17 protein-coding genes are annotated in these 19,554 nt (G+C 71.1%); 3 read left to right on the forward strand and 14 right to left on the reverse strand.

Annotation, left to right across the window (positions count from 1 at the left end; all coding sequences use genetic code 11):
• Positions 1-34: 34 nt before the first annotated feature.
• On the reverse strand, positions 35-1,207 hold the full coding sequence (locus ACIRQP_RS24410; RefSeq protein WP_403893244.1) for a radical SAM protein: 1,173 nt from the start codon (positions 1,205-1,207) through the stop codon (positions 35-37).
• A 69-nt stretch (positions 1,208-1,276) separates the two neighbouring features.
• On the reverse strand, positions 1,277-2,938 hold the full coding sequence (locus ACIRQP_RS24415; RefSeq protein WP_403893245.1) for an ATP-binding cassette domain-containing protein: 1,662 nt from the start codon (positions 2,936-2,938) through the stop codon (positions 1,277-1,279).
• 485 nt (positions 2,939-3,423) lie between these two features.
• Here ACIRQP_RS24415 and ACIRQP_RS24420 point away from each other — a divergent pair, with 485 nt between their 5' ends.
• From ACIRQP_RS24420 to ACIRQP_RS24430, 3 genes are all read left to right on the forward strand, one after another.
• Positions 3,424-4,248, forward strand: coding sequence for an LLM class F420-dependent oxidoreductase (locus ACIRQP_RS24420; RefSeq protein WP_403893246.1), 825 nt, complete (start codon positions 3,424-3,426; stop codon positions 4,246-4,248).
• 16 nt (positions 4,249-4,264) lie between these two features.
• The gene (locus ACIRQP_RS24425) at positions 4,265-4,696 is read left to right on the forward strand and encodes a TIGR03668 family PPOX class F420-dependent oxidoreductase (RefSeq protein WP_403893247.1); all 432 of its coding nucleotides are present in this window, start codon (positions 4,265-4,267) and stop codon (positions 4,694-4,696) included.
• Between the two features lie 211 nt (positions 4,697-4,907).
• Positions 4,908-5,138 carry a hypothetical protein gene (locus tag ACIRQP_RS24430; RefSeq protein WP_403893248.1) on the forward strand — a complete coding sequence of 77 codons (231 nt, stop codon included), beginning with the start codon at positions 4,908-4,910 and terminating at the stop codon, positions 5,136-5,138.
• A 98-nt stretch (positions 5,139-5,236) separates the two neighbouring features.
• Here ACIRQP_RS24430 and ACIRQP_RS24435 read toward each other — a convergent pair whose 3' ends face one another.
• From ACIRQP_RS24435 to ACIRQP_RS24490, 12 genes are all read right to left on the reverse strand, one after another.
• On the reverse strand, positions 5,237-6,139 hold the full coding sequence (locus ACIRQP_RS24435; RefSeq protein ID WP_403893249.1) for a S1 family peptidase: 903 nt from the start codon (positions 6,137-6,139) through the stop codon (positions 5,237-5,239).
• A gap of 247 nt (positions 6,140-6,386) precedes the next feature.
• The gene (locus ACIRQP_RS24440) at positions 6,387-7,208 is read right to left on the reverse strand and encodes an HpcH/HpaI aldolase/citrate lyase family protein (RefSeq protein WP_403893250.1); all 822 of its coding nucleotides are present in this window, start codon (positions 7,206-7,208) and stop codon (positions 6,387-6,389) included.
• The gene (locus ACIRQP_RS24445; protein ID WP_403893251.1) at positions 7,205-8,416 is read right to left on the reverse strand and encodes a CaiB/BaiF CoA transferase family protein; all 1,212 of its coding nucleotides are present in this window, start codon (positions 8,414-8,416) and stop codon (positions 7,205-7,207) included. The genes ACIRQP_RS24440 and ACIRQP_RS24445 overlap by 4 nt, the downstream gene beginning before the upstream one ends.
• A gap of 61 nt (positions 8,417-8,477) precedes the next feature.
• Positions 8,478-9,911, reverse strand: a complete 1,434-nt coding sequence (locus ACIRQP_RS24450; RefSeq protein ID WP_403893252.1) for an ADP-ribosylglycohydrolase family protein — start codon at positions 9,909-9,911, stop codon at positions 8,478-8,480.
• The gene (locus tag ACIRQP_RS24455) at positions 9,911-11,083 is read right to left on the reverse strand and encodes an ADP-ribosylglycohydrolase family protein (protein WP_403893253.1); all 1,173 of its coding nucleotides are present in this window, start codon (positions 11,081-11,083) and stop codon (positions 9,911-9,913) included. The genes ACIRQP_RS24450 and ACIRQP_RS24455 overlap by 1 nt, the downstream gene beginning before the upstream one ends.
• Complete coding sequence (locus ACIRQP_RS24460) at positions 11,080-12,258, reverse strand: ADP-ribosylglycohydrolase family protein (RefSeq protein ID WP_403893338.1); 1,179 nt, start codon at positions 12,256-12,258, stop codon at positions 11,080-11,082. The genes ACIRQP_RS24455 and ACIRQP_RS24460 overlap by 4 nt, the downstream gene beginning before the upstream one ends.
• Before the next feature lie 59 nt (positions 12,259-12,317).
• Positions 12,318-13,424 carry an ADP-ribosylglycohydrolase family protein gene (locus ACIRQP_RS24465; protein ID WP_403893254.1) on the reverse strand — a complete coding sequence of 369 codons (1,107 nt, stop codon included), beginning with the start codon at positions 13,422-13,424 and terminating at the stop codon, positions 12,318-12,320.
• A gap of 37 nt (positions 13,425-13,461) precedes the next feature.
• Complete coding sequence (locus tag ACIRQP_RS24470; protein ID WP_403893255.1) at positions 13,462-14,781, reverse strand: ABC transporter substrate-binding protein; 1,320 nt, start codon at positions 14,779-14,781, stop codon at positions 13,462-13,464.
• Positions 14,781-15,644, reverse strand: coding sequence for a carbohydrate ABC transporter permease (locus ACIRQP_RS24475; protein ID WP_403893256.1), 864 nt, complete (start codon positions 15,642-15,644; stop codon positions 14,781-14,783). The genes ACIRQP_RS24470 and ACIRQP_RS24475 overlap by 1 nt, the downstream gene beginning before the upstream one ends.
• On the reverse strand, positions 15,641-16,600 hold the full coding sequence (locus ACIRQP_RS24480; RefSeq protein WP_403893257.1) for a carbohydrate ABC transporter permease: 960 nt from the start codon (positions 16,598-16,600) through the stop codon (positions 15,641-15,643). Before ACIRQP_RS24480 ends, ACIRQP_RS24475 begins: the two co-directional genes overlap by 4 nt.
• 14 nt (positions 16,601-16,614) lie before the next feature.
• Entirely contained in the window at positions 16,615-17,661 is a 1,047-nt protein-coding gene (locus ACIRQP_RS24485) for a LacI family DNA-binding transcriptional regulator (RefSeq protein ID WP_403893258.1), read from the reverse strand.
• 430 nt (positions 17,662-18,091) lie between these two features.
• Positions 18,092-19,549, reverse strand: a complete 1,458-nt coding sequence (locus ACIRQP_RS24490; protein ID WP_403893259.1) for an MFS transporter — start codon at positions 19,547-19,549, stop codon at positions 18,092-18,094.
• Positions 19,550-19,554: the final 5 nt, after the last annotated feature.

The raw sequence follows: 19,554 nt of genomic DNA on the forward strand, positions 1-19,554 counted from the left end.
CGCGCGCCTCGAATACCTCTCCCGGATACCTCTCTCAGAGAGAGGCGAGATACCGGGCGTGGAGCTGCCCGCACGCGGCGTCGATGGACGAACCGAACTGCCGCCTGCGCGTCGCCCGCACCCCCAGAGCGCGCAGCTGCGCCACGAACCGCGAGACCGTCTCCGCCGCCGGTGCCCGGTAGGAGGGGTCGGCGCCGGAAGCGGTGTTGTACGGGATCACGCTGACGTGGAACAGCTCCGGGCGTGACCGCGCCCTCACCAGCCGGGCCAGGGCGCGCAGATGCTCGTCGGAGTCGTTGACTCCGTCGATGAGCAGATACGCGAGGTAGACCTTGCGGCGCACGGCGACGACGTGCCGGTCGAGGACGGCGAGATTCTCGGCCAGCGGGAAGCGGCGTTCCAGAGGGATGAGCTCTGCCCGCTGCTCCGGAAAGGGGGAGTGGACGGACAAGGTCACCGTGATCTGCGGCTGTTCTCGTGTGAGCCGTGCCAGGTTGGGTGCGAAGCCCACGGTCGAGACGGTGATGCGCCGCGGCGAGAGCCCGCCGTACCCCGGGGTGGTGAGCAGTTGGAGGGCGGGGAAGATGTGCGGGTTGGCCAGCGCCTCGCCCATGCCCATGAAGGCGACACTGTCGGGCAGGGCCGCACCGTCGGCGCGCCAGTGCGGATGCACGACCTGGGCGTAGATCTCGTCCGCGGTCAGGTTGCGGACCAGTCCCACCGCACCGGTGGCGCAGAAGGTGCAGCCCAGGCCGCATCCCGCCTGGGACGAGACGCAGATCGACGACCATCCGGCCCGGTAGCGGGACAGGACCGTCTCCGCGCGGACGGTCCGGGTCCCGGCCCCGGGCCGCGTCCGCGCCCGCGTCTGGGACCGGGCCTCGAAGAGGACCTTCTCCACCTGCTCCGCCGACTGGATGACCACCGGCTTCAAGGGGAACACCGTTGGTCCGAAGCGCGCGGTCAGCTCCCGCCGCAACGCCGTGGGCAGCTCCCGCAGATCCTCGAAGTGCTCCACGCGCTGGTGGTGCAGGCAGCGCACGAGCTGCCGGAAACGGTAATCCGGTGCGCCCGCGCTCTCCAGACACGCTCGGATATCGGCCAGACGCGTTCCCGGCGGCGGGTTGGGGAGGACCGATACGTCCGAGGGACGTCCGCCCGCGCCGGCCGTACGGGTACGACGTGCCGTTGTCGCGTGATGCGTCAAGGGTGATCTCTCCTTGAGGTGACTTAGTGGGTGAGGGGGTACGTACGAGAAGGCGCCGCGGCGGCCGTGTCAGCCGGCTTCCGGTGCCTCCAGCAGGCCGCGGACCTCTTCCGCGGTGGTCTCCTGGAGCTCTTCCGCGAGGAGCAGCCACCGGGTGATGCCGGCCGCTTCGAGGAACGGCAGATCGTGGCCGGCGATCAGGAGCGCGCCCTCGTACGAGGCGAGCGCGCTCGTCAGCTGCCGCACGCTGGCGGTATCGAGGTTGTTGGTCGGCTCGTCCAGCATCAGCAGCTGCGGGGCCGGCGCGGCGAGCATCATCGCCGCGAGCGCGGCGCGGAAGCGTTCTCCGCCCGAGAGGGTGCCCGCGGCCTGCTCGGCGCGCGCACCCTTGAACAGGAATCGCGCGAGCTGGGACCGGATGTGGTTGTCGGTCACTCCGGGAGCCAGCCGGGCGACGTTCGCCGCGACGCTCAGTTCGTCGTCCAGCACATCCAGACGCTGTGGCAGAAACCGCAGCGGTACGAACGTCCTGGCCTCGCCGGCCAGCGGAGCCAACTCCCCGGCGAGGGTGCGCAGTACCGTGGTCTTGCCCGCGCCGTTACGCCCGACCAGCGCGATCCGCTCGGGCCCCTGCACCTGGAGGTTCCCCTCGCGCAGCCTGCCGAACCGGGGGCGCAGCTCACGCAGGCTCAGGACGGTGCGGCCCGCGGGCACGGCCGTATGAGGAAGGCTCACGCGGATCTCCGCGTCATGACGGATCGCGTCCGCGGCCTCCTCCCGGCGCTCGCGCGCCTCATGGAGCCGGTCCTCCTGAAGGCCGCGCAGTTTGTCCCCCGACTCCTGCGCGGAACGCTTCCGTTCGCCCGCCACGATCCTCGGGGCCCGCCGCTGGGCGTCCATCTTCTTGTTGTGCCGCTGGCGCCGGGCCAGCTTCACCTGGGTCTCTTCCAGTTCGCGTTTCTGCCGGCGTACGTCCGCCTCGGCGGCCCGCAGCATCCGCCCGGCCGCTTCCTGCTCGGTGGCCAGGGCCTCCTGGTAGGCGGACCAGCCGCCTCCGTACCAGCTCACGGATCCGGCACGCAGCTCGGCGATACGGTCCACGCGTTCGAGCAGTTCGAGGTCGTGGCTGACGACGACGAGCACACCGGAGCGCCAGGAGTCGACGGCCTCGTAGAGTCTGCGGCGCGCGGACAGGTCGAGGTTGTTGGTCGGCTCGTCCAGCAGGAGGATGTCGGGACGCTCCAGCAGCAGTGCGGCCAGCCGCAGCAGGACGGTCTCCCCGCCGGACAACTGGCCAACCGTGCGGTCCAGTTCGACATCGGCGAGGCCGAGAGAGCCCAGTGTCGCCAGGGCCCGTTCCTCGACGTCCCAGTCGTCGCCGATCGTCTCGAAGTGTGTGTCGCGGACGTCTCCGGCCTCGATGGCGCGCAGCGCGCCGCGCCGCTCGGCGATGCCCAGGGCCTCGTCGACGCGCAGCGCGGTGTCGAGTGTGACGTTCTGGGGAAGGTACGCGAGGCTGCCGCTCGCGCTCACCGACCCCTGGGCAGGGCGCAGCCGGCCGGCCAGCAGTCGCAGCAGTGTGGACTTGCCCGTGCCATTGGCGCCGACGAGACCGGTGCGGCCCCGGCCGATGGTGAGGGACAGCCCGTCGAGGACGGGGGTGCCGTCAGGCCACTGGAAGGAGAGGGCGGAGCAGGTCAGGGAGGTACTGGGGGTGGTGGGTGTCGCCATGGGGATTCTCGCAGTCGAAAGCGCGGTGGACGGGGGGCTTCGTATGCGAGCACCACGCGGCGACCGAACCGGGAAAACGGAGGGTGCGGCAGTCCGGAAAACTGGGAGGACGGCCCATGCACCGAGGTCGCATCCACGCGGGCGTCACGGACGGCGGAGAAAGCCGCTACAACGTGACAGGCGTACGGACAGAGCCGTACGGCGCGATGATCGCGAACCTCAGATGCGCAACGTCCACCTCTATCGGAGACAACAGGGCCGTGTGAAACCATAACGACCCATCCGGCGAAAGGCAAAGCCCCGGCCTGACGCCCGGCCGAAGGCGGCACGATCGTGCCTCGGCACACGTGGATCGGCCGGTCGGCCCTACGGATTGTTCTGCTCGGGACGATCGGGGTACCTGGCCATTGATCGCGAGTTCGCGGGTCCCGTGAACCCACGACCGGTCCGCAACCCCCGAGAACCCGGAATCCGAGGGAGCCGCTGTGAAGTTCGGTGTATCGACCTTCATCACCGACCAGGGCATCGCGCCCATCGCGCTGGGGCGCGCCATCGAGGAGCGAGGGCTCGACTCCTTGTTCCTCGCCGAGCACACCCATATCCCGGTGGACCGCCGTACGCCGTACCCCGGCGGCGGCGAGCTGCCGGAGATCTACTACCGCACCCTCGACCCGTTCGTCGCGCTCAGTGCCGCCGCCGCGGTGACCGAGCGGATCCTGCTGGGCACCGGTATCGCGCTGGTGGTCCAGCGGGACCCGATCATCACGGCCAAGGAGGTGGCGTCCCTGGACCTCGTCTCCGGCGGGAGGGCCGTCTTCGGGGTCGGCGTCGGCTGGAACGAGGAGGAGATGGAGAACCACGGCACGGACCCGCGCACCCGGGGCCGCCTCGTGGACGAGCGGCTGCGGGCCATCCGCGAGCTGTGGACGAAGGACAAGGCCGAGTTCCACGGGGACTTCGTCGACTTCGATCCCGTCTACTCCTGGCCGAAGCCGGTCCAGCGCCCCCACACGCCCATCTACGTGGGCGGCGGCGAGGGGGCCTTCAAGCGCGTGGCCGCCTTCGGCGACGCCTGGCTGGCCAACAGCGCGGGGCCCGAGGAACTGGCGCCGAAGATCGACCGTATGCGGAGCGTCGCGGGCCGGGATGTGCCGGTGACCGTCTACGCGGTGCAGAAGGAGCCCGAGATCGTCGAGCGGTACACACGGCTCGATGTGGAGCGGCTGCTGTTCTATCTGCCGACGATGCCGTTGGCCGAGAGCCTGTCGTATCTGGACGAGCTCGCCGCCGTAGCGGAACGCTTCCGGTGAGCCGTCGGATGCCGCCGTGCCGAGGATGACGAGCGGCCGGGCCCGGGAGCGCTTCGCCCGGGCCCGGGTCGCCCGCCTCGCGACCGTCGACGCCTCCGGCCGCCCGCACCTGGTCCCCGCTGTCTTCGCCCTCACCGGCGACACCCTGGCCTTCGCCGTGGACCACAAGCCGAAGCGGTCGACCCGGCTGAAGCGGCTGGCCAACATCCGTGCCCACCCCGAGGTCTGTCTCCTCGTCGACGGCTACGACGAGGACTGGGACCGCCTGTGGTGGGCGCGCGCGGACGGAACGGCCACCGTGCTGCCACCGGCCGAGGGCTCGGCGGTGTCCGCGCGGTATGTGAGCCTGCTCGCGCGGAAGTACCGGCGGCAGTACGCCGACCGCCCGCCGGAAGGACCCGTCGTGGAAATCGCGGTGACTCACTGGTCCGGCTGGCACGCCACTTGACCGGCCGGGGCACGCCCTCGGACAGACGCCCCACCATCGCGTCGGCCATGAGGTGATCGTCATCGACGGTCAGAACCGAGCCGGATCACAGCGCGAGTCGTTTGTCCTGTTCTGATAGACCGAGCGGGTGACATAGTCCCAGATTTTGCTGAAAAGGCTGAATACCAGGGCATGCATCCGATGTTCGCTTCACCCGACGTAGGGAGCTCACATGCGTATCCGTACGGCGCTCGCCGCCACCGCCCTCGCCGCCACCGCTCTGCTGGGCGGCGCCAGTTCGGCGTTTGCCGGGGAAGACCATGACCTGACCGCTGCGGCGGGCGGCCTTCATGCGGCGGGCGGCACGGGGTACTACGAAAACCTGGGCGGCGACGCGGGAATCACCGACGCCGGGTTCTCGGCGTTCGAGGTCGACGGCTGGTTCGGCTTCCTCCACTTCTGATCCCCGCCTTGCCGTTGCTGTCCCGCCCTCTGCGCCGAGCGCAGAGGGCGGTCGGCGTCGGGCCCCGGCCGGTCAGTGGATCCGTTCAGCGGATCCGGTCAGTAGACGCTGACGCCGTACGCGTTCAGCACCGGGATGATCGGCTGGAAGAACGACGTTCCGCCGGCTGAGCAGTTTCCGCTGCCGCCCGAGAGCACACCGATGGCGCGGCCGCCCGAGTAGAGCGCGCCGCCGCTGTCGCCCGGCTGTGTGCAGATGTTGGTGGAGATCAGGCCGTAGACGATGTTGCCGTTGCCGTAGTTGATCGTGGCGTTGAGGCCGGTGACCACACCGCTGACGACGCCGGATGCCGCGCCGCGGAAGGTGACGGCCATGCCGACGGTGGCATTGGCCGCGCTGGTGATGTCGACGCTTCCGACGGTGCCGGGTACGGGCACCGCGGGGTTGGTGTAACGCACGAGGCCGTAGTCGTTGTTGGGGAAGCTGGACCCCGCGGTGAGGCCGACGAGCGTGGTGTGCGTGGAGTTGGCGTACCAGGTCGAGCCGCTGCCGGCGCAGTGTCCCGCGGTCACGAAATAGTACGTACTGCCGCTGACGACATTGAAGCCGGCCGAGCAGCGCGCACCCGTGGAGTAGACGGCGTCGCCCCCGGAGAGCTGGGGGGAGAGCCGGCCGGCTGTGCGCTCGACGCGCAGCGCACCGGCGTCGGGGCCCGCTGCCCGCTCGATCGCGGCGATCTCCGCGGCGGATACGGTGCTGTCCGCGGTGACGACCACGGTGTTGGCCGCGGGGTCGGCGTACCAGGCGGTGCCCGCCACACCGGCGTCCAGGACCGCGTCACCGGCGGCGGCGAGCCTGCTCCCGCCGGACGCGTCGGTGACGGTCCCGGCGTTCGCGGCGGGGACCGCGAGTGCCACGGCGGCGGCGAGTCCCGTGGCGACGGCGAGCAGCCGGGGATGTCTGGATGTGCGGGCGCGGCGAATGGTGCGCTTGATCCTCACTTGGCGTTTCTCCCGGGGAATCGGGGGCCCTCCGAGGCGTACGGGCCCGTGAGGCGCGGCGTGGGCGGCCGTGCACTCCGGTCGGACCGCGCGCCCCCGGCCGGTGTTGCTCGGGAGTATCGGGGGCGTCAACTCGCCGCGCAAGGGCGTCTTTTGGCCGTGACCCGGGCTCGCCCGCCGGACACCGCGGGGTCGCTGTCCGGTGGATCCGCGACAGGCGGCGCGTGCGGTCTTCCCCGTCGGAGGGTCAGCTCCGTCGTTCCGCCAGCGCCAGCACCCGTCGTGCGTCGGCGACGACGGCCGCGTCCACGAAGCGGCCGTCGGGGAGGGCCAGGGCGCCCGCGTCCGCCGCCGCTGCCCGGACGATCTCGTGGGCCGCGGCCACCTCCACCTCCGTCGGCAGGAACGCCTCCTCGATCACCGGGAGCTGCCTCGGATGGATCGCCGTGCGGCCCAGGAAGCCCAGCGCGCGGCCCTCGGCGCAGGAGCGGGCCAGGCCCTCGGTGTCGCGGACGTCCGGGTACACCGACTGCGGCGGGGGCGGCAGTCGCGCCGCCAGCGCCGCGACCACCGCGCGACCGCGTGGCCAGGCCAGGCCCCTGGCGTCCGTGACGCCGAGCTCGGCGCGCAGGTCCGCCTCGCCGAGCGCGATGCCGTGCACAGCCGCGTGGTCCGCGATCGTGTACGCGTGCTCGATACCGAGGGCCGACTCCAACAGCGCATACAGCGGCGGCACTTCGACCGCCCAGTCCAGGACGCGGGCGATGTCGTCCGGGCCGCCGACCTTCGGCAGGCGCAGCGCGTCCAGGCCCGGCAGCGGGGTGAGACGGCGTACCTCCTGCTCGGCGAGGGGCCCGTCGAGCGCGTTGACGCGGACGTGGACCGGCACCTCGTGCTTGTCGGCGAGGAGGTCGGCGGTCGCGTCGAGCGCGTAGCCCTTGCGGTCGGGGGCGACCGCGTCCTCCAGATCGACCAGCACCACGTCGGCCCCGGAGCCGAGTGCCTTGGCGACGACGCCGGGGCGGTCGCCGGGAACGTATAGCCAGGTCAGATACGTAGGGTCCGTCACACCGCACCCGCAGTGCGCAGTGTGGCGATCTCGGTGTCCGTCAGGCCGAGCCCGGTGAGGATCTCGTCCGTGTCCGCGCCGTGCGGGCGGCCCGTCCACTTGATGGAGCCAGGGGTCTCGGAGAGACGGAACAGGACGTTCTGCATCTTCACCGTGCCGAAGTCCGGGTCGGGGAGCTCGGTGATCGAGTCGAGCGCCCGGTACTGCTCGTCAGCCATCACATCGCGGACGTCGTAGATCGGGGCGATGGCCGCCTCCGCCTTCTCGAAGGCCGTCACGACCTCGTCGCGGGTGTGCGCCGCGATCCACGAGCCGACCGCCTCGTCGAGCTCGTCGGCGTGCGCGGCACGGCCGGAGCCCGTGGCGAACCAGTCCTCGTCCAGGAACTCGGCCCTGCCGACCAGCCGCATCACGCGCTCCGCGATCGACTGCGCGGAGGTCGACACCGCGACCCACTTGTCGTCGCCGGTGCGGTAGGTGTTGCGCGGCGCGTTGTTCGTGGAGCGGTTGCCGGTGCGCGGCTGCACATAGCCGAGCTGGTCGTACCAGAGGGGCTGCGGACCGAGAATCGTCAGCATCGGCTCGATGATCGCCATGTCGACGACCTGGCCGCGGCCCGTCTCGTCGCGGCCGCGCAGGGCGGCCATCACCGCGTACGAGGTGGAGAGCGCGGCGATCGAGTCGGCGAGGCCGAACGGGGGCAGCGTCGGCGGACCGTCCGGCTGCCCGGTGATCGCCGCGAAGCCGCTCATCGCCTCGGCGAGGGTGCCGAATCCCGGGCGCCTGGAGTACGGGCCGAACTGGCCGAAGCCGGTGACACGGGCCAGGACGAGACGGGGGTTGGCGGTGGACAGCTCGTCCCAGCCGAGGTTCCACTTCTCCAGGGTGCCGGGGCGGAAGTTCTCGATCAGGACGTCGGACTCGGCGACGAGTTTGAAAAGCACTTCCCGGCCGCCGGTGGTGGACAGGTCGAGTGTGATGTTCTTCTTGTTGCGTCCCAGCAGCTTCCACCACAGGCCGATGCCGTCCTTCGACGGGCCGTGGCCACGGGACGGGTCCGGTTTGCGGGGGTGCTCCACCTTGATCACCTCGGCGCCGAAGTCGCCAAGCATCGTGGCGCACAGGGGACCGGCGAACAGCGTTGCCAGATCGAGGACGCGCAGGCCCTTCAGCGGGCCGTCGTGCCGGGGGAGCGGGGTCTCGTTCATCGTGCCTTCTTCACGTCGGCGAGCGGGTTCGTGGTGGCCGGGCCGAGTGCGGCCGGGCCCGTCATGCGCGGACCTCCAGGGTGAGGCGGGCTAGTTCGTCGAAGCCGAAGCCGTCGAAGCCGCCGACCGTGGTGGCGAGGCGGTTCTTCAGCGGGACCGTCCAGCGCTCACCGAGGGCTTCCGGGCCGCCCGCGAGCAGGCCCGCGATCGAACCGGCGGTCGCGCCGTTGGAGTCCGTGTCCCAGCCGCCCGACACCGCACGGCAGATGGAGCCCGTGAAGTCGCCGTCGGCGTGGGTGAGCGCGGCGGCGAGCAGGGCGGCGTTCGGCAGGACGTGCACCCAGTGGTGGTCGTGGGCGTACCGGGCGTGCAGGGCGTCGACGACCCGCTCGAAGCCGGCCGGAGTACCGGTGGGTTCCGTCCGCGCCGTCTGGGTGCCGAAGCGGATCGCCCGCGCGTAGCGGGAGTCCGGCGGGATGTGGGCCAGGGCGGAGGCGAGGGTTTCGTGGATCGTGGTGGGGGCGGGGCCGGCCGCGTGCGCGATCGCCGCCGCCACGAACATCTCGCCGTACACGCCGTTCGCGGTGTGCGACAACACCGCGTCGCGGTGGGCGAGTTCGGCGGCCTTCGCCGGGTCGCCCGGGTTCGTCCAGCCGAAGACGTCGGCCCGGATCTGTGCACCGATCCACTCGCGGAACGGGTTGCGGTGCGTCGCGGTGTGCGGTGGCTCCAGACCGTCCAGGAGGTTGCGGTAGGCGATGCGCTCCGCGGTGAACGTGCGGCCCGCCGGAAGTTCGTCCAGCCATAGTTTCGCCACGTCGCCCGTGGTGAAGTCGTGGCCGTGGCGCTGGAGCAGCAGCAGGCCCAGGAGCGGGTAGTTGAGGTCGTCGTCCTCCGGAGTGCCGTCGATGTTCTCGGCGAGGGAGGTGGGGCGGGAGCGACGGTTCCAGGGGTACGCCGCCGCGATCCGCGGGTCCAGGTTCCGTTCGGTGAACCAGGTGTTCAGGGGCCAGTTGCCGGTGGAGCGGGCGATGGCGCGGATGCCGTCGAGGGGGAGTTTCTCGACGGGCTTGCCCAGGACGCAGCCGATCGCCCGGCCCAGCCAGGCCGCGTGCAGGCGGTCGGTCTCCGATCTCGGGCCCGGCTCTGATCTCGGGCCCGGCTCCGGTCGTGGGTCCGGCTCTGATCGTGGGTCCGGCTCCGGGTGTCGACCGAACGGCTCGTCCTCACGTACGGCACGGGCCCGGAATACGGTCGGTTCCGCTGCCGCGAGGGGGGACGGGAGCTGGGCCAGTTCGTCCAGCAACGCCTCGGCGAGCAACCTCAGTTCGGGCGAGGCCGGTTCCGGTGACGCGCCGGCTCGCTCCGGCGCCAGATGGCCGCCCGCCGCGATCCAGCGGCGTTCGATCTCCGTCGCGTCCCGGCCGTCCTGTGCCGCCTGGCGCAGCTCGTGCCCGATCAGGTCCTCGGGCTGTACCCAGGTCAGTCGGAGCATCAGAGCCCCGCGACCGTTGTGAAGGCGGCCTCGTGGGCGCGGCGCCGCTCCAGGTCGCGGGCGTACACCTCGCGCGTGACCCGGGCGAGGGAGGCCGCCGGGGCATGCAGATCCAGCCTGCTGGCCCGCGCGATGTCCGTGCTCCATTCCTTCGGCACCGAGCCCTCGCCGTACAGGGCCCCCACGATCGCGCCGCTCATCGTGGCGATCGAGTCGCAGTCACGGCCGTAGTTGACCGAGCCGAGCACCGTGTGCCGGAAGTCGCCGCGACCCACCAGCAGCATGCCCAGAGCGACGGGGAGTTCCTCGATGGAGTGCAGACGAGAGGGGCGGCGGGCGCCGAGAGACGGCTTGCGGTACTCGGGGCCGACCGTGTCGAAGGGAGCCACTGCCTCGCGCAGCGGGGTCAGCGCGTCCTCGAAGTCGTCGTAGCGTGCGGCCACCTCGCACACCGCCTCGATCGCCGACTTCGTGCCGTCCTTCGCCTGCTTCAGGGCATCCCCGACGACGGACTCGGGCGTCGCGCCCGGCGTGAACGCGGACGCGACCGCCGCCGCGAAGACGCCCGCCGCCTCGCGGCCGTACGACGACTGGTGCGCGCCCGCGACATCCAGCGCCTCCTCGTACGCCTTCAGCGGATTGCCCGCGTTGACCGCGCCGACCGGCGCCATGTACATCGCCGCACCGCAGTTGACGATGTTGCCGACGCCCGCCTCGCGCGGGTCGATGTGTCCGTAGTGGATACGGGCGACGATCCACTTCTCCGCGAGGAAGATACGCTGGAGGGGCAGCGCCTCCGCCTCCAGCTCCGGGATCCAGCGGGGGGTGGTGATCAGGTCGGGGACCAGGTGATCGGCGACCGCGTACGCGTCGAGGTGGTCGCGGACCTTCTCGTAGACACGGATCAGGGCGTGCGTCATCAAGGTGTCGTCGGTGACGTGGCCGTCGCCCTTGTGGTATGGCGCGATGGGCCGCGCGGTCTTCCAGTCGTCCTTGTGGAACGGTGCCACGATGCCGTGCACCCGGCCGCCGTGCCGCTCGGCGATGGCCTCCGGGGTCCAGCCCTCGACCGGGCCGCCGAGCGCGTCGCCCACGGCGGCTCCGACGAGGGTGCCCGCGGTGCGGTCCTCCAGTGACGGGACGGGACTCGTCGGGTTGTGGGACGTGGTCATGCTGAGATTCCTTCGGAAGAGGGGGAGTTGGTCGGGCTGCTCATGGTGGCCAGGCGCTCCGCCAGGCCGATCAGGTCCGTGCCGGCCAGACGCGGCAGCGCGCAGCCCGCGAGCGTGCGGCAGGCCGCACGCCAGCTCTGCGGGAACGCGTCGCCACCGCCGAGTGCTCCGGTGAGCGCGCCGGCCAGGGCGGGGGCCGAGTCGGCGACGCGGGAGAGACAGGCCGCGGTGGGGACCGCCTCGCTGACGGATCCGGCCGCTGCCGTGGCGAAGGCGAGGGCCACGGGGACCGTTTCGGCGGCGGCGATGCCGTAGCTGTAGACGTGGTCGACGATCTCGTGCTCCAGAACGGGTACGAGGGCGAACGCGTTGCCGGGCCGGCCGGGGTGCGCGGTCACCGCGGTGCGGGCCAGGCTGACGGCGCGCACCGCGTTGCGGTGGATCTCGGTGCCCTCCGGCAGCTGGGCGAGGGCCTGGTCCACGCAGATGTCGACGGGCGCGCCGCCGAGGGCCGCGGAGACGGCCGCCGCCATGGCGCGGGCGCCGTGCACGCCGTCGCCGTCCTGGGTGTAGCGCGCGTCGAACTCAGCCAGATCCGCGGCGAGTTGGGGTTGGCCCGGGTGTACGACCGCGAGGACCGCGGCGCGTACGCAGGCCGCGTCGTCGAAGTAGTGCGGGTTGTCGTGGCCCGTCGCGGGGGGCCGTAGGCCGGCGGCGAGGTTGCCGAGGCCGGCCCGTACGGAGATGCGGGCGCGCAGCGGCATCTCGGCCGACTCGATCTCGTCCGCGCGGTCGGCGGCCGCCGCGATCTCGTCCGCGAGGGTGTTCCAGGCGAGCGAGAGCGCGGAGCGTACGCGCTGGTCGGCGGGGAGGTCCCCGAGGCCGTCGGCGTAGGCGTCGAGGACGGAGTACGCGGTGAAGGCCGCCCACTCCGCGTCGTCGGACGGGCCGAGACGCAAGGGCTCCGGGGGCTGGTTCAGCGCGATCGGGACGGGCAGGGTCGTCGTGGCGTTCTGCTCCGCGAAGGTGTCCAGTTCGCGGGTGAGGCGGCGCGTCCAGTCGGGCAGTCGGGCGGCGCGGTGCCGGCCGGAGGGCCACCCGGCGGCGTCACCCGCGGCGATGCCGAGGAGCAGGCCCTCGATGCGGTGGGTGGCGTCCGCCGGTGCGGGGAGCATGGGAGTGAGGGGCCTTTCGGTGGTACTGGGCGGTGCGGCGGCGGTGTCCCGGAGTCTCGTCATGCCGTCGTCCCCGCCCGGTCCGGTGCGGCGGGTGTCAACCGGTCCGCGATGTCGAGGACGTGCCGGCCGGCCATGGACGGGAGGCAGCTGCCGCGTACGGGGCCGATCGTCGCCGCCCAGTCGGCGGGGATGGCGGCCTCGCCGCGCAGGGCGCCGGCGAGGGCGCCCGCCACGGCCGCCGTGGTGTCGGCGTCGCGGCCCATGTTGACGGCGATCAGGACCGACTCGCGGAAGTCGCCCCGGGCCACCGCGAACGCGCCGAACGCCAGGCCCACCGCCTCGGGCGCCAGATCCGTCCACGGATAGCCCCCGATGACCACGGCCTTGCGCACCCCTCGCTCCCTCGACAACTGGGTGCTGTCGGGGTCGCGGCGGGCCCGGCGTGCCGCCGACACCGCGCGGTGCAGTGAGCGTGCCGTCCACGAGTCGTCCGGTACGACGGAGAGCGCGGCCTGGACGACCGCGTCCGGGGTGTGGCTGACCATGGCCGCGGCGACACCCGCCGCCACCGCCTGGCCGCCGAGGATGCCCTCGCCGTCGTGCGACACCGTGCCGTCGATCGCCACCAGGCGGGCCGCCTCGGCCGGACGCCCGGCCGCGTACACCCCGAAGGGCGCGGCGCGCATCGCGAGGCCGTCGCTCCAGGCGTGCCGGTGCTGGGCGGAGATGGGGGCGGCGAGGCCACGGCGCAGGTTCTCCAGTGTGCCGCGCTCGCTGAACCCGGCTCCCTTGAACGCTCCCTCGTCACGGTCGGCGATCCCCTCGTGCCAGGCCGCCTCGACATGGGCCATGGTGAGAGCGGAGCCGTGGTCCGCGAGGAGCAGACCCGAGAAGATCGCGTACTCGGTGTCGTCCGTACCGGCCGGGTCGTCGGAGACGAACCCCTGGATACGGCCCCAGCGCTCGCGGATCTGGGAGGGCTTCATGTTCTCGGCCGGCGCGCCGATCGCGTCGCCGACCGCGAGGCCGAGCAGGGCGCCGCGGGCGCGATCCCGCAGGGGAACCGCGGCCGCGGGCCGGGAGACGGGGACGGTACGGCGCCCGCGGGCATCCGGTGCGCCGTCCCTCGGCGGGACGGGATCGGAGTCGAGCCTGACACTCATGGTGGGTTCGTGCTCATTTCTGGGGTCGTGCTTGGTTTCAGCGCTGATAGCGGTCGAGGATGCGGTTGCCGTCGTCCGCGAGGCGTTCGCGCAGTTCCGCGATGCCGAACGCGCCGTTGTAGTACTCCTGGTAAGCGGGGGTGGCGATCTTGTCTTTCCACTCCGGGTAGCCGCGCACCCCGAGCACCGGGGACGGGCGCAGATTGGCCGCGATGTCGGCGCCGGTCTTCCATCCGTATGTGTCGGTGTTGAGGGACGGGTCCTTCAGCGCTTCGGTGCTGGTGGGCAACAGCCAGTCGCCGCGTGCCAGTTGCACCTGGTGCTCGGCCCGGCCGAGGAAGGCGATGAAATCGACCGCCTCCCGCTTGTGTGCGCTGTCCTGGGAGACCGAGAGGGTCTGCGGGATCGTGCCCTGCGTCGGTTCCCCCTTGCCGCTGGGCATCGGCAGGACCGTCCAGTCGAAGCCCTTGGGGGCCTGTTGCTGCACCTGCTGGCGGAAGGAGAAGTTGAGCGGAAGCATCGCGTAGCGGCCCGCGAAGAAGCCGGGCAGGGTGTCCGAGCCCGACATGCCGAGGCCGTTCCTGGGCGCGGTCCGGTCCTCGTTGACCTGTCGGTCGATGAGCCGTGCGACGGCCGAGTCCGCGCTGTCGTAGCGGATCTCGTTCTTGCCGTCGGCGTTCTCGTAGAAGATCTTGCCACCGGTGGACAGCGACAGATTGACGGACTGGGCGACCGGCTCCTTCATGGACCAGGCCACACCGTACTGGTCGGTCTTGCCGTCGTTGTTCTTGTCGCGTGTCAGCTTCTTGCTGACGTCCTCGAACTCGTCCCAGGTCCAGGGATGCTGGGCCGTGGGGATACGGACGTGCGCCTGTTCGAGAAGTGTTGTGGCGGCGATCAGGACGCGCGGCTCCTGGAGGAACGGGACGCCGTACGTTCCCTTGTCGTAGGTGGTGGTATCCCACGATGCCTGCGGGATGTCCTCGCGCAGCGACTTCGGCAGATAGTCGTTGAGGTCGGCGAGGTAGCCGCCGTTCGCGAAGTCGGTGAGGTCGGAGGCGTCGTCGTGGATGATGTCGGGAGCCTCACCGCCCTCGAAGGAGGTGAGGAGCTGGTCGTGGATGTTGTCCCAGCTGCCCTGCACGTATTTCACCTGGACATCGGGGTGGGTCGTGTTCCACTGCTTCACGAGCGCCTTGTTGGCCTCGACGGACTCCTTCTGCCAGGCCAGGCTGAGGAATTCAAGGGTGATCCGGCCGTCGGAGGCGTCCGGCCCCGAGCTGGTGCAGCCGGCGACCAGGGCCAGCGAGAGGGCGGTGGTGGCGCAGGCGCTCAGCCGCTTCGTACGGACGCGCATCAGCCCTTCACCGCCCCGCTGAGCATGCCGCCCACGAGCCGGCGCTGGAGCAGCGCGAAGAAGAGCAGGCTGGGAATGGTCGCGAGGACCGAGGCCGCCGCGAGCGGGCCCAGGTCCGCGACGCCCTCGGCGCCGAGGAAGCGGGTGAGGATCACGGACATCGTCTGGTTCTCCGGAGACTTGAGGAGCACGAGGGCGAAGAAGAACTCGTTCCAGGCGGTGACGAAGGAGAACATCAGCGTCGCCACCAGGCCCGGCGCGAGCAGCGGCAGGACCACGCTCACGAGCGTGCGCAGCCGGCCCGCGCCGTCCATCGCCGCGGCCTCCTCAAGGGAGCGCGGCACCGACTTGACGTAACCCTGGAGCATCCACAGCGAGAAGGGCAGGTTCCAGACGACGTACACGAGGATCAGGCCGATCAGGCTGTTGATCAGGTGCAGGTTCTTCAGGACCAGGAACAGCGGGATGATCACCAGCACGAACGGGAACATCTGGCTCACCAGGATCCAGACGGTGCCGGCCTGGCTGACCCGCGTCTTGTACCGGACCATCACATACGCGGCCGGGACGGCGATCGACACGGAGATCACCGAGGCGCTGACCGCCACGATCAGGCTGTTGAGCGCCGAGTGGAGCAGTGGCTGCGCGTCGAACGCGGCGCGGTAGTTGTCGAGGCCGGGATGGACCGGCAGCCACGTCGGGTTGATCGAGCCCAGCTCCTGGGGCGACTTGAAGGACGTGGACACCAGCCAGAGCAGCGGGAAGGCCAGGAAGACCAGGAAGCCCAGCAGGGCCACGTACTGGCCGGTGCGGCCCGCGGCGCGCAGTACACGGACCTTGGGCAGGGCGGACGTCGCGCTCATGCCGCGTCCTCCTTCAGCTTCTTGCGCAGGAACAGGGTGAGGAGGACCGCGATCACGGCGACCATGACCAGGCCCATCGCGGCCGCGTAGCCGAACTGCCCGTACTTGAACGCCTCTTCGTACGCGAAGAGCATCGGAAGACGCGTCTGCCCGCCCGGACCGCCCTGAGTGAGGACGTACACCAGGCCGAAGGAATTGAAGTTCCAGATGAAGTTCAGGGACGTGATCGCGAGGACGACCGGCTTCAGCGCGGGCCAGGTGACCGTGGTGAAGCGGCGCCAGAGACCGGCGCCGTCCAACTGGGCGGCCTCACGCAGCTCGTGCGGCACGTTCTGCAGACCGGCCAGGAGTACGACCGTGGTCTGCGGCATGCCCGCCCACACGCCGACGACGATGACCGCGGGCAGCGCGTAGGAGAGGTCCGCGAGCCAGTCGACGTTCTCGTGGATGAGTCCGAGCTGGGTGAGCGTCTTGTTCAGGACACCCGCGTCGGAGTGGTACACGAGCCGCCACATGATGCCGACGACGACCTCGGGCATCGCCCACGGTACGAGCGCCAGCGTCCGGGCCAGCCAGCGGAAACGCAGATTCTGGTTGAGCAGCAGCGCGAGGCCCAGGGCCAGTGCGAACTGGAGCAGCGTCACGCACACGGCCCAGATGAGACCGATGCGGAAGGACTCCCAGAACAGCGAGTCGTGGCGCAGGTCGAGGAGGTTGTCGAGGCCGATGAACCGGGTGGCCGCCGTGCGTCCCGCCTGCGCGTCGGTGAACGCGAGGGAGACGCCGTACAGGAGCGGGCCCACGCTGAGTATCAGGATCGGGATCAGTGCGGGGAGGAGCAGGAACCAGGCGTCCCGGTCCAGGCCGAGTGCCTGTCTGCGCTGGGCGGGGGTGCGGGGCGGTGGGGTGCCGCGGCTGCCCGGGGCGGCCTTGGCCCGGGACGCGGTGAGACTCATGGGGACCTCATGCTCTAACTGTTGGCCGCCGTCGGCGTGGTGGAGGCGCGGACGACGAGGCGGGGAGGGGCAGTGGTGGTGCGGGGCGCTATGGGGTGCGTGCCGTCCGGTGTGCCAAGGCGCTCCAGAAGGAGTTCGGCCGCGTGCCGGCCGCGCTCGGTGGAGCCCAGGTCGACGCTGCTCAGCGGGGGCCAGCCGGCCTGCGCGAGAAGGCTGTCGTCCATCCCCGCGACGGCGACGTCCTCGGGGATGCGCAGGCCCCTGGAGTGCAGGGCGCGGGCGACGCCGAGTGCCAGCTGGTCGTTGGCGCAGAACACCGCGTCGGGCCGGGAGGCGCGGTCGGCCAGCAGCCGCTCGGCGGCCTCGGCACCCGAGTCGATGCCGAAGTCGGTGTGCACGACGAGTGAGTTGTCGTAGACGAGGCCGCACTCCGCCATGGCGGTGCGGAACCCCTTGTCCCGGTTGCGGCCGGGCACCGTGTCGGAAGGACCGTTGACGAAGGCGATGCGGCGCCGGCCGGTCTCGTACAGATGGCGCACGGCCAGGGCGGCGCCCGCCACCGAGTCGGCGCGCACGCTGTCCACGGGCACATCGTCGGGCAGCGAACCGATGACGACAACCGGTCCGGCCGCGGTACGCAGCGCCTCGACGTGCTCGTCCGTGATCCGGATGGGGCAGATGATGAGACCGTCGCTGGTGCGGTCGCCCAGGCTGCGCAGCACGGCGAGTTCGTCGTCGACCACGGCCTCGGTGGAGTGCAGCAGCAGCCGGTAACCGGCCGCCTTGGTGACGGACTGGATGGCGCGGACCATCGCGACGTACACCGGGTTACCGATGTCCGGCATCGCGAACGTCAACTGCCGTGTCCTGCCGTCCTTGAGGGAACGGGCCACCGCGTTGGGTACGTAGCCCAGCTCCGCCGCGGCCCGCTCCACCCGCTCGACGGTGTCCCGACGGGCGCCGAGGCCGTTGAGCACACGGGACACCGAAGCGATGGAGACCTCGGCGCGCTCGGCGATCGACACGATCGTCGGCTGCCCGCTGCTCGGTGTCCTCGGCATCGCTTTGGCCCCCTGCGTCCGCTTACTTCCGAGTTTCTGTAAACGTTTCCGGCGACTGGAAACGTTTACAGATATTGCTGCCAGGTTTCCTGACCGTCAATAGGAGGTAAATGTGACGCATCTCATGTTGCGGCGGCGCGGGCGAACTCCGGCCGACTCAGGGGCTGTTCCTGACAGCCCGGACGCACGGCGAACCCATCGGCCGCGCCGGTCCGGCACGCCGAGCGGTTCGCGGGTCACCTGCGCGGGGATCCGGCGGACGGTGAACTGGCCGGTGAACAGGCGGCGGTGGTGGGCGAGCTCCGGTGCGCCGACGCGCGAACCGATCTGTACGCCGGCCTGCGCGGTGGTCGATGCGCCGGTCCGGCATCCGGCCCCACTCGGGCCGGATGCCGGACCGGCGCGCTGTCACCCGGTGCTGCCGCGCGGTTCACGCCTCGACGGCGGACTTCTCCGGATCGGGGGCCGCGGGGGTCTTGTCCGGACCGGCGGCGACGTGGCGCACGGCCGGGATGACGGCGGCGATCGCGGCGGAGACCACGGCGATGCCGCAGCCGATCAGCAGGCCGGCACGGAAGCCGCTCTCGGATGTGATGCTCTGTCCGCCGATGCTGGTCGTCATCTGGGAGAGGACCAGACCGATCACAGCGGCGCCGATGGAGGTGCCCAGGGAGCGCATGAGCGTGTTGAAGCTGTTCGCGGCGGCGGTCTCCGAGAGCGGGACGGAGCTCATGATGAGCGCCGGCATCGAACCGTAGGCGAGGCCCACACCGCTGTTGATCACCATGATGGCCAGCATGATGCCCCACGCGGACCCCATCAGCGCGAGCGAGAGTCCGTAACCCGCGGCGATCACCAGCACTCCGCTGACCAGGGTGACCTTCGGGCCGCTGGCGTTGGTCAGTTTGCCGCCGAGCGGGGAGACGATCATCATCATCAGGCCGCCGGGCGCCATCCACAGACCGGACGCGAGTATCGACTGTCCCAGTCCGTAACCGGTGGCCTCGGGGAACTGCAGCAGCTGCGGTATCACCAGCATGCTGGCGTACATCGCGAAACCGACGAAGACCGAGGCGATGTTGGTGAGCAGCACCCGGGGGCGGGCCGTGGTGCGCAGGTCGACCAGCGGGTCGGCCGTACGCAGTTCCCACGCTCCCCAGGCGGCCAGGAGTAGGACGGCGGCGGCGAACAGGCCGAGCGTGGTCCCCGAACCCCAGCCCCAGTCGGCTCCCTTGGAGACCGCGAGCAGCAGACAGACCAGGCCCGCGCCGAGACCGAGCGCACCGGGTGCGTCGAAACGCTGCCCCTTGGCGGCGGCCGGCACGCCCGGGATCAGAAACCAGATCAGTACCGCGATCACCGCGGCCAGTACGGCGGATCCCCAGAAGAGCACACGCCAGTTCGCGTACTGGGCGACCGCCGCGGCGATCGGCAGGCCGAGGCCGCCGCCGATCCCCATGGAGGCGCTCACCAGCGCGATGGACGAGCTGAGCTTCTGCGCCGGAACGACGTCGCGCAGCAGGGCGATGCCCAGTGGCACCATCCCCATCCCCATGCCCTGCAGGCCGCGTCCGATGATCATCGGGATGACGGAGGACGAGAGGGCGCACACCACCGAGCCCGCGATCAGCGGCACCGAGCACGCGAGGAGCATGCGGCGCTTGCCGAGCAGGTCGCCCAGGCGGCCGACGACCGGAACGCAGACCGCTGCTACGAGGAGGGTGGTGGTGATCACCCAGGTGGCGTTCGACGGCGTGGTGTGCAGAATCTGCGGCAGCTCCGCGATGAGCGGCGTGACCAGTGTCTGCATGATCGCCGCCGTGGTACCGGCGAGCGCCAGCGTGGCGACCACGCCACCCGAGCGGGATGCGTGCTGTGGGGCGTCCATCAGGG

This window comes from Streptomyces sp. NPDC102274 (assembly GCF_044766385.1).
In the GTDB taxonomy this organism is placed as follows: domain Bacteria; phylum Actinomycetota; class Actinomycetes; order Streptomycetales; family Streptomycetaceae; genus Streptomyces.

What these genes read in the sequence shown, in the direction of transcription:
- ACIRQP_RS24415 (WP_403893245.1), bottom strand. Translation starts at nt 2,938, where the DNA reads ATGGCGACACCCACCACCCCCAGTACCTCCCTGACCTGCTCCGCCCTC.
- ACIRQP_RS24430 (WP_403893248.1), top strand. Translation starts at nt 4,908, where the DNA reads ATGCGTATCCGTACGGCGCTCGCCGCCACCGCCCTCGCCGCCACCGCT.
- ACIRQP_RS24445 (WP_403893251.1), bottom strand. Translation starts at nt 8,416, where the DNA reads ATGAACGAGACCCCGCTCCCCCGGCACGACGGCCCGCTGAAGGGCCTG.
- ACIRQP_RS24450 (WP_403893252.1), bottom strand. Translation starts at nt 9,911, where the DNA reads ATGCTCCGACTGACCTGGGTACAGCCCGAGGACCTGATCGGGCACGAG.
- ACIRQP_RS24455 (WP_403893253.1), bottom strand. Translation starts at nt 11,083, where the DNA reads ATGACCACGTCCCACAACCCGACGAGTCCCGTCCCGTCACTGGAGGAC.
- ACIRQP_RS24460 (WP_403893338.1), bottom strand. Translation starts at nt 12,258, where the DNA reads ATGCTCCCCGCACCGGCGGACGCCACCCACCGCATCGAGGGCCTGCTC.
- ACIRQP_RS24465 (WP_403893254.1), bottom strand. Translation starts at nt 13,424, where the DNA reads ATGAGTGTCAGGCTCGACTCCGATCCCGTCCCGCCGAGGGACGGCGCA.
- ACIRQP_RS24470 (WP_403893255.1), bottom strand. Translation starts at nt 14,781, where the DNA reads ATGCGCGTCCGTACGAAGCGGCTGAGCGCCTGCGCCACCACCGCCCTC.
- ACIRQP_RS24475 (WP_403893256.1), bottom strand. Translation starts at nt 15,644, where the DNA reads ATGAGCGCGACGTCCGCCCTGCCCAAGGTCCGTGTACTGCGCGCCGCG.
- ACIRQP_RS24480 (WP_403893257.1), bottom strand. Translation starts at nt 16,600, where the DNA reads ATGAGTCTCACCGCGTCCCGGGCCAAGGCCGCCCCGGGCAGCCGCGGC.
- ACIRQP_RS24485 (WP_403893258.1), bottom strand. Translation starts at nt 17,661, where the DNA reads ATGCCGAGGACACCGAGCAGCGGGCAGCCGACGATCGTGTCGATCGCC.
- ACIRQP_RS24490 (WP_403893259.1), bottom strand. Translation starts at nt 19,549, where the DNA reads ATGGACGCCCCACAGCACGCATCCCGCTCGGGTGGCGTGGTCGCCACG.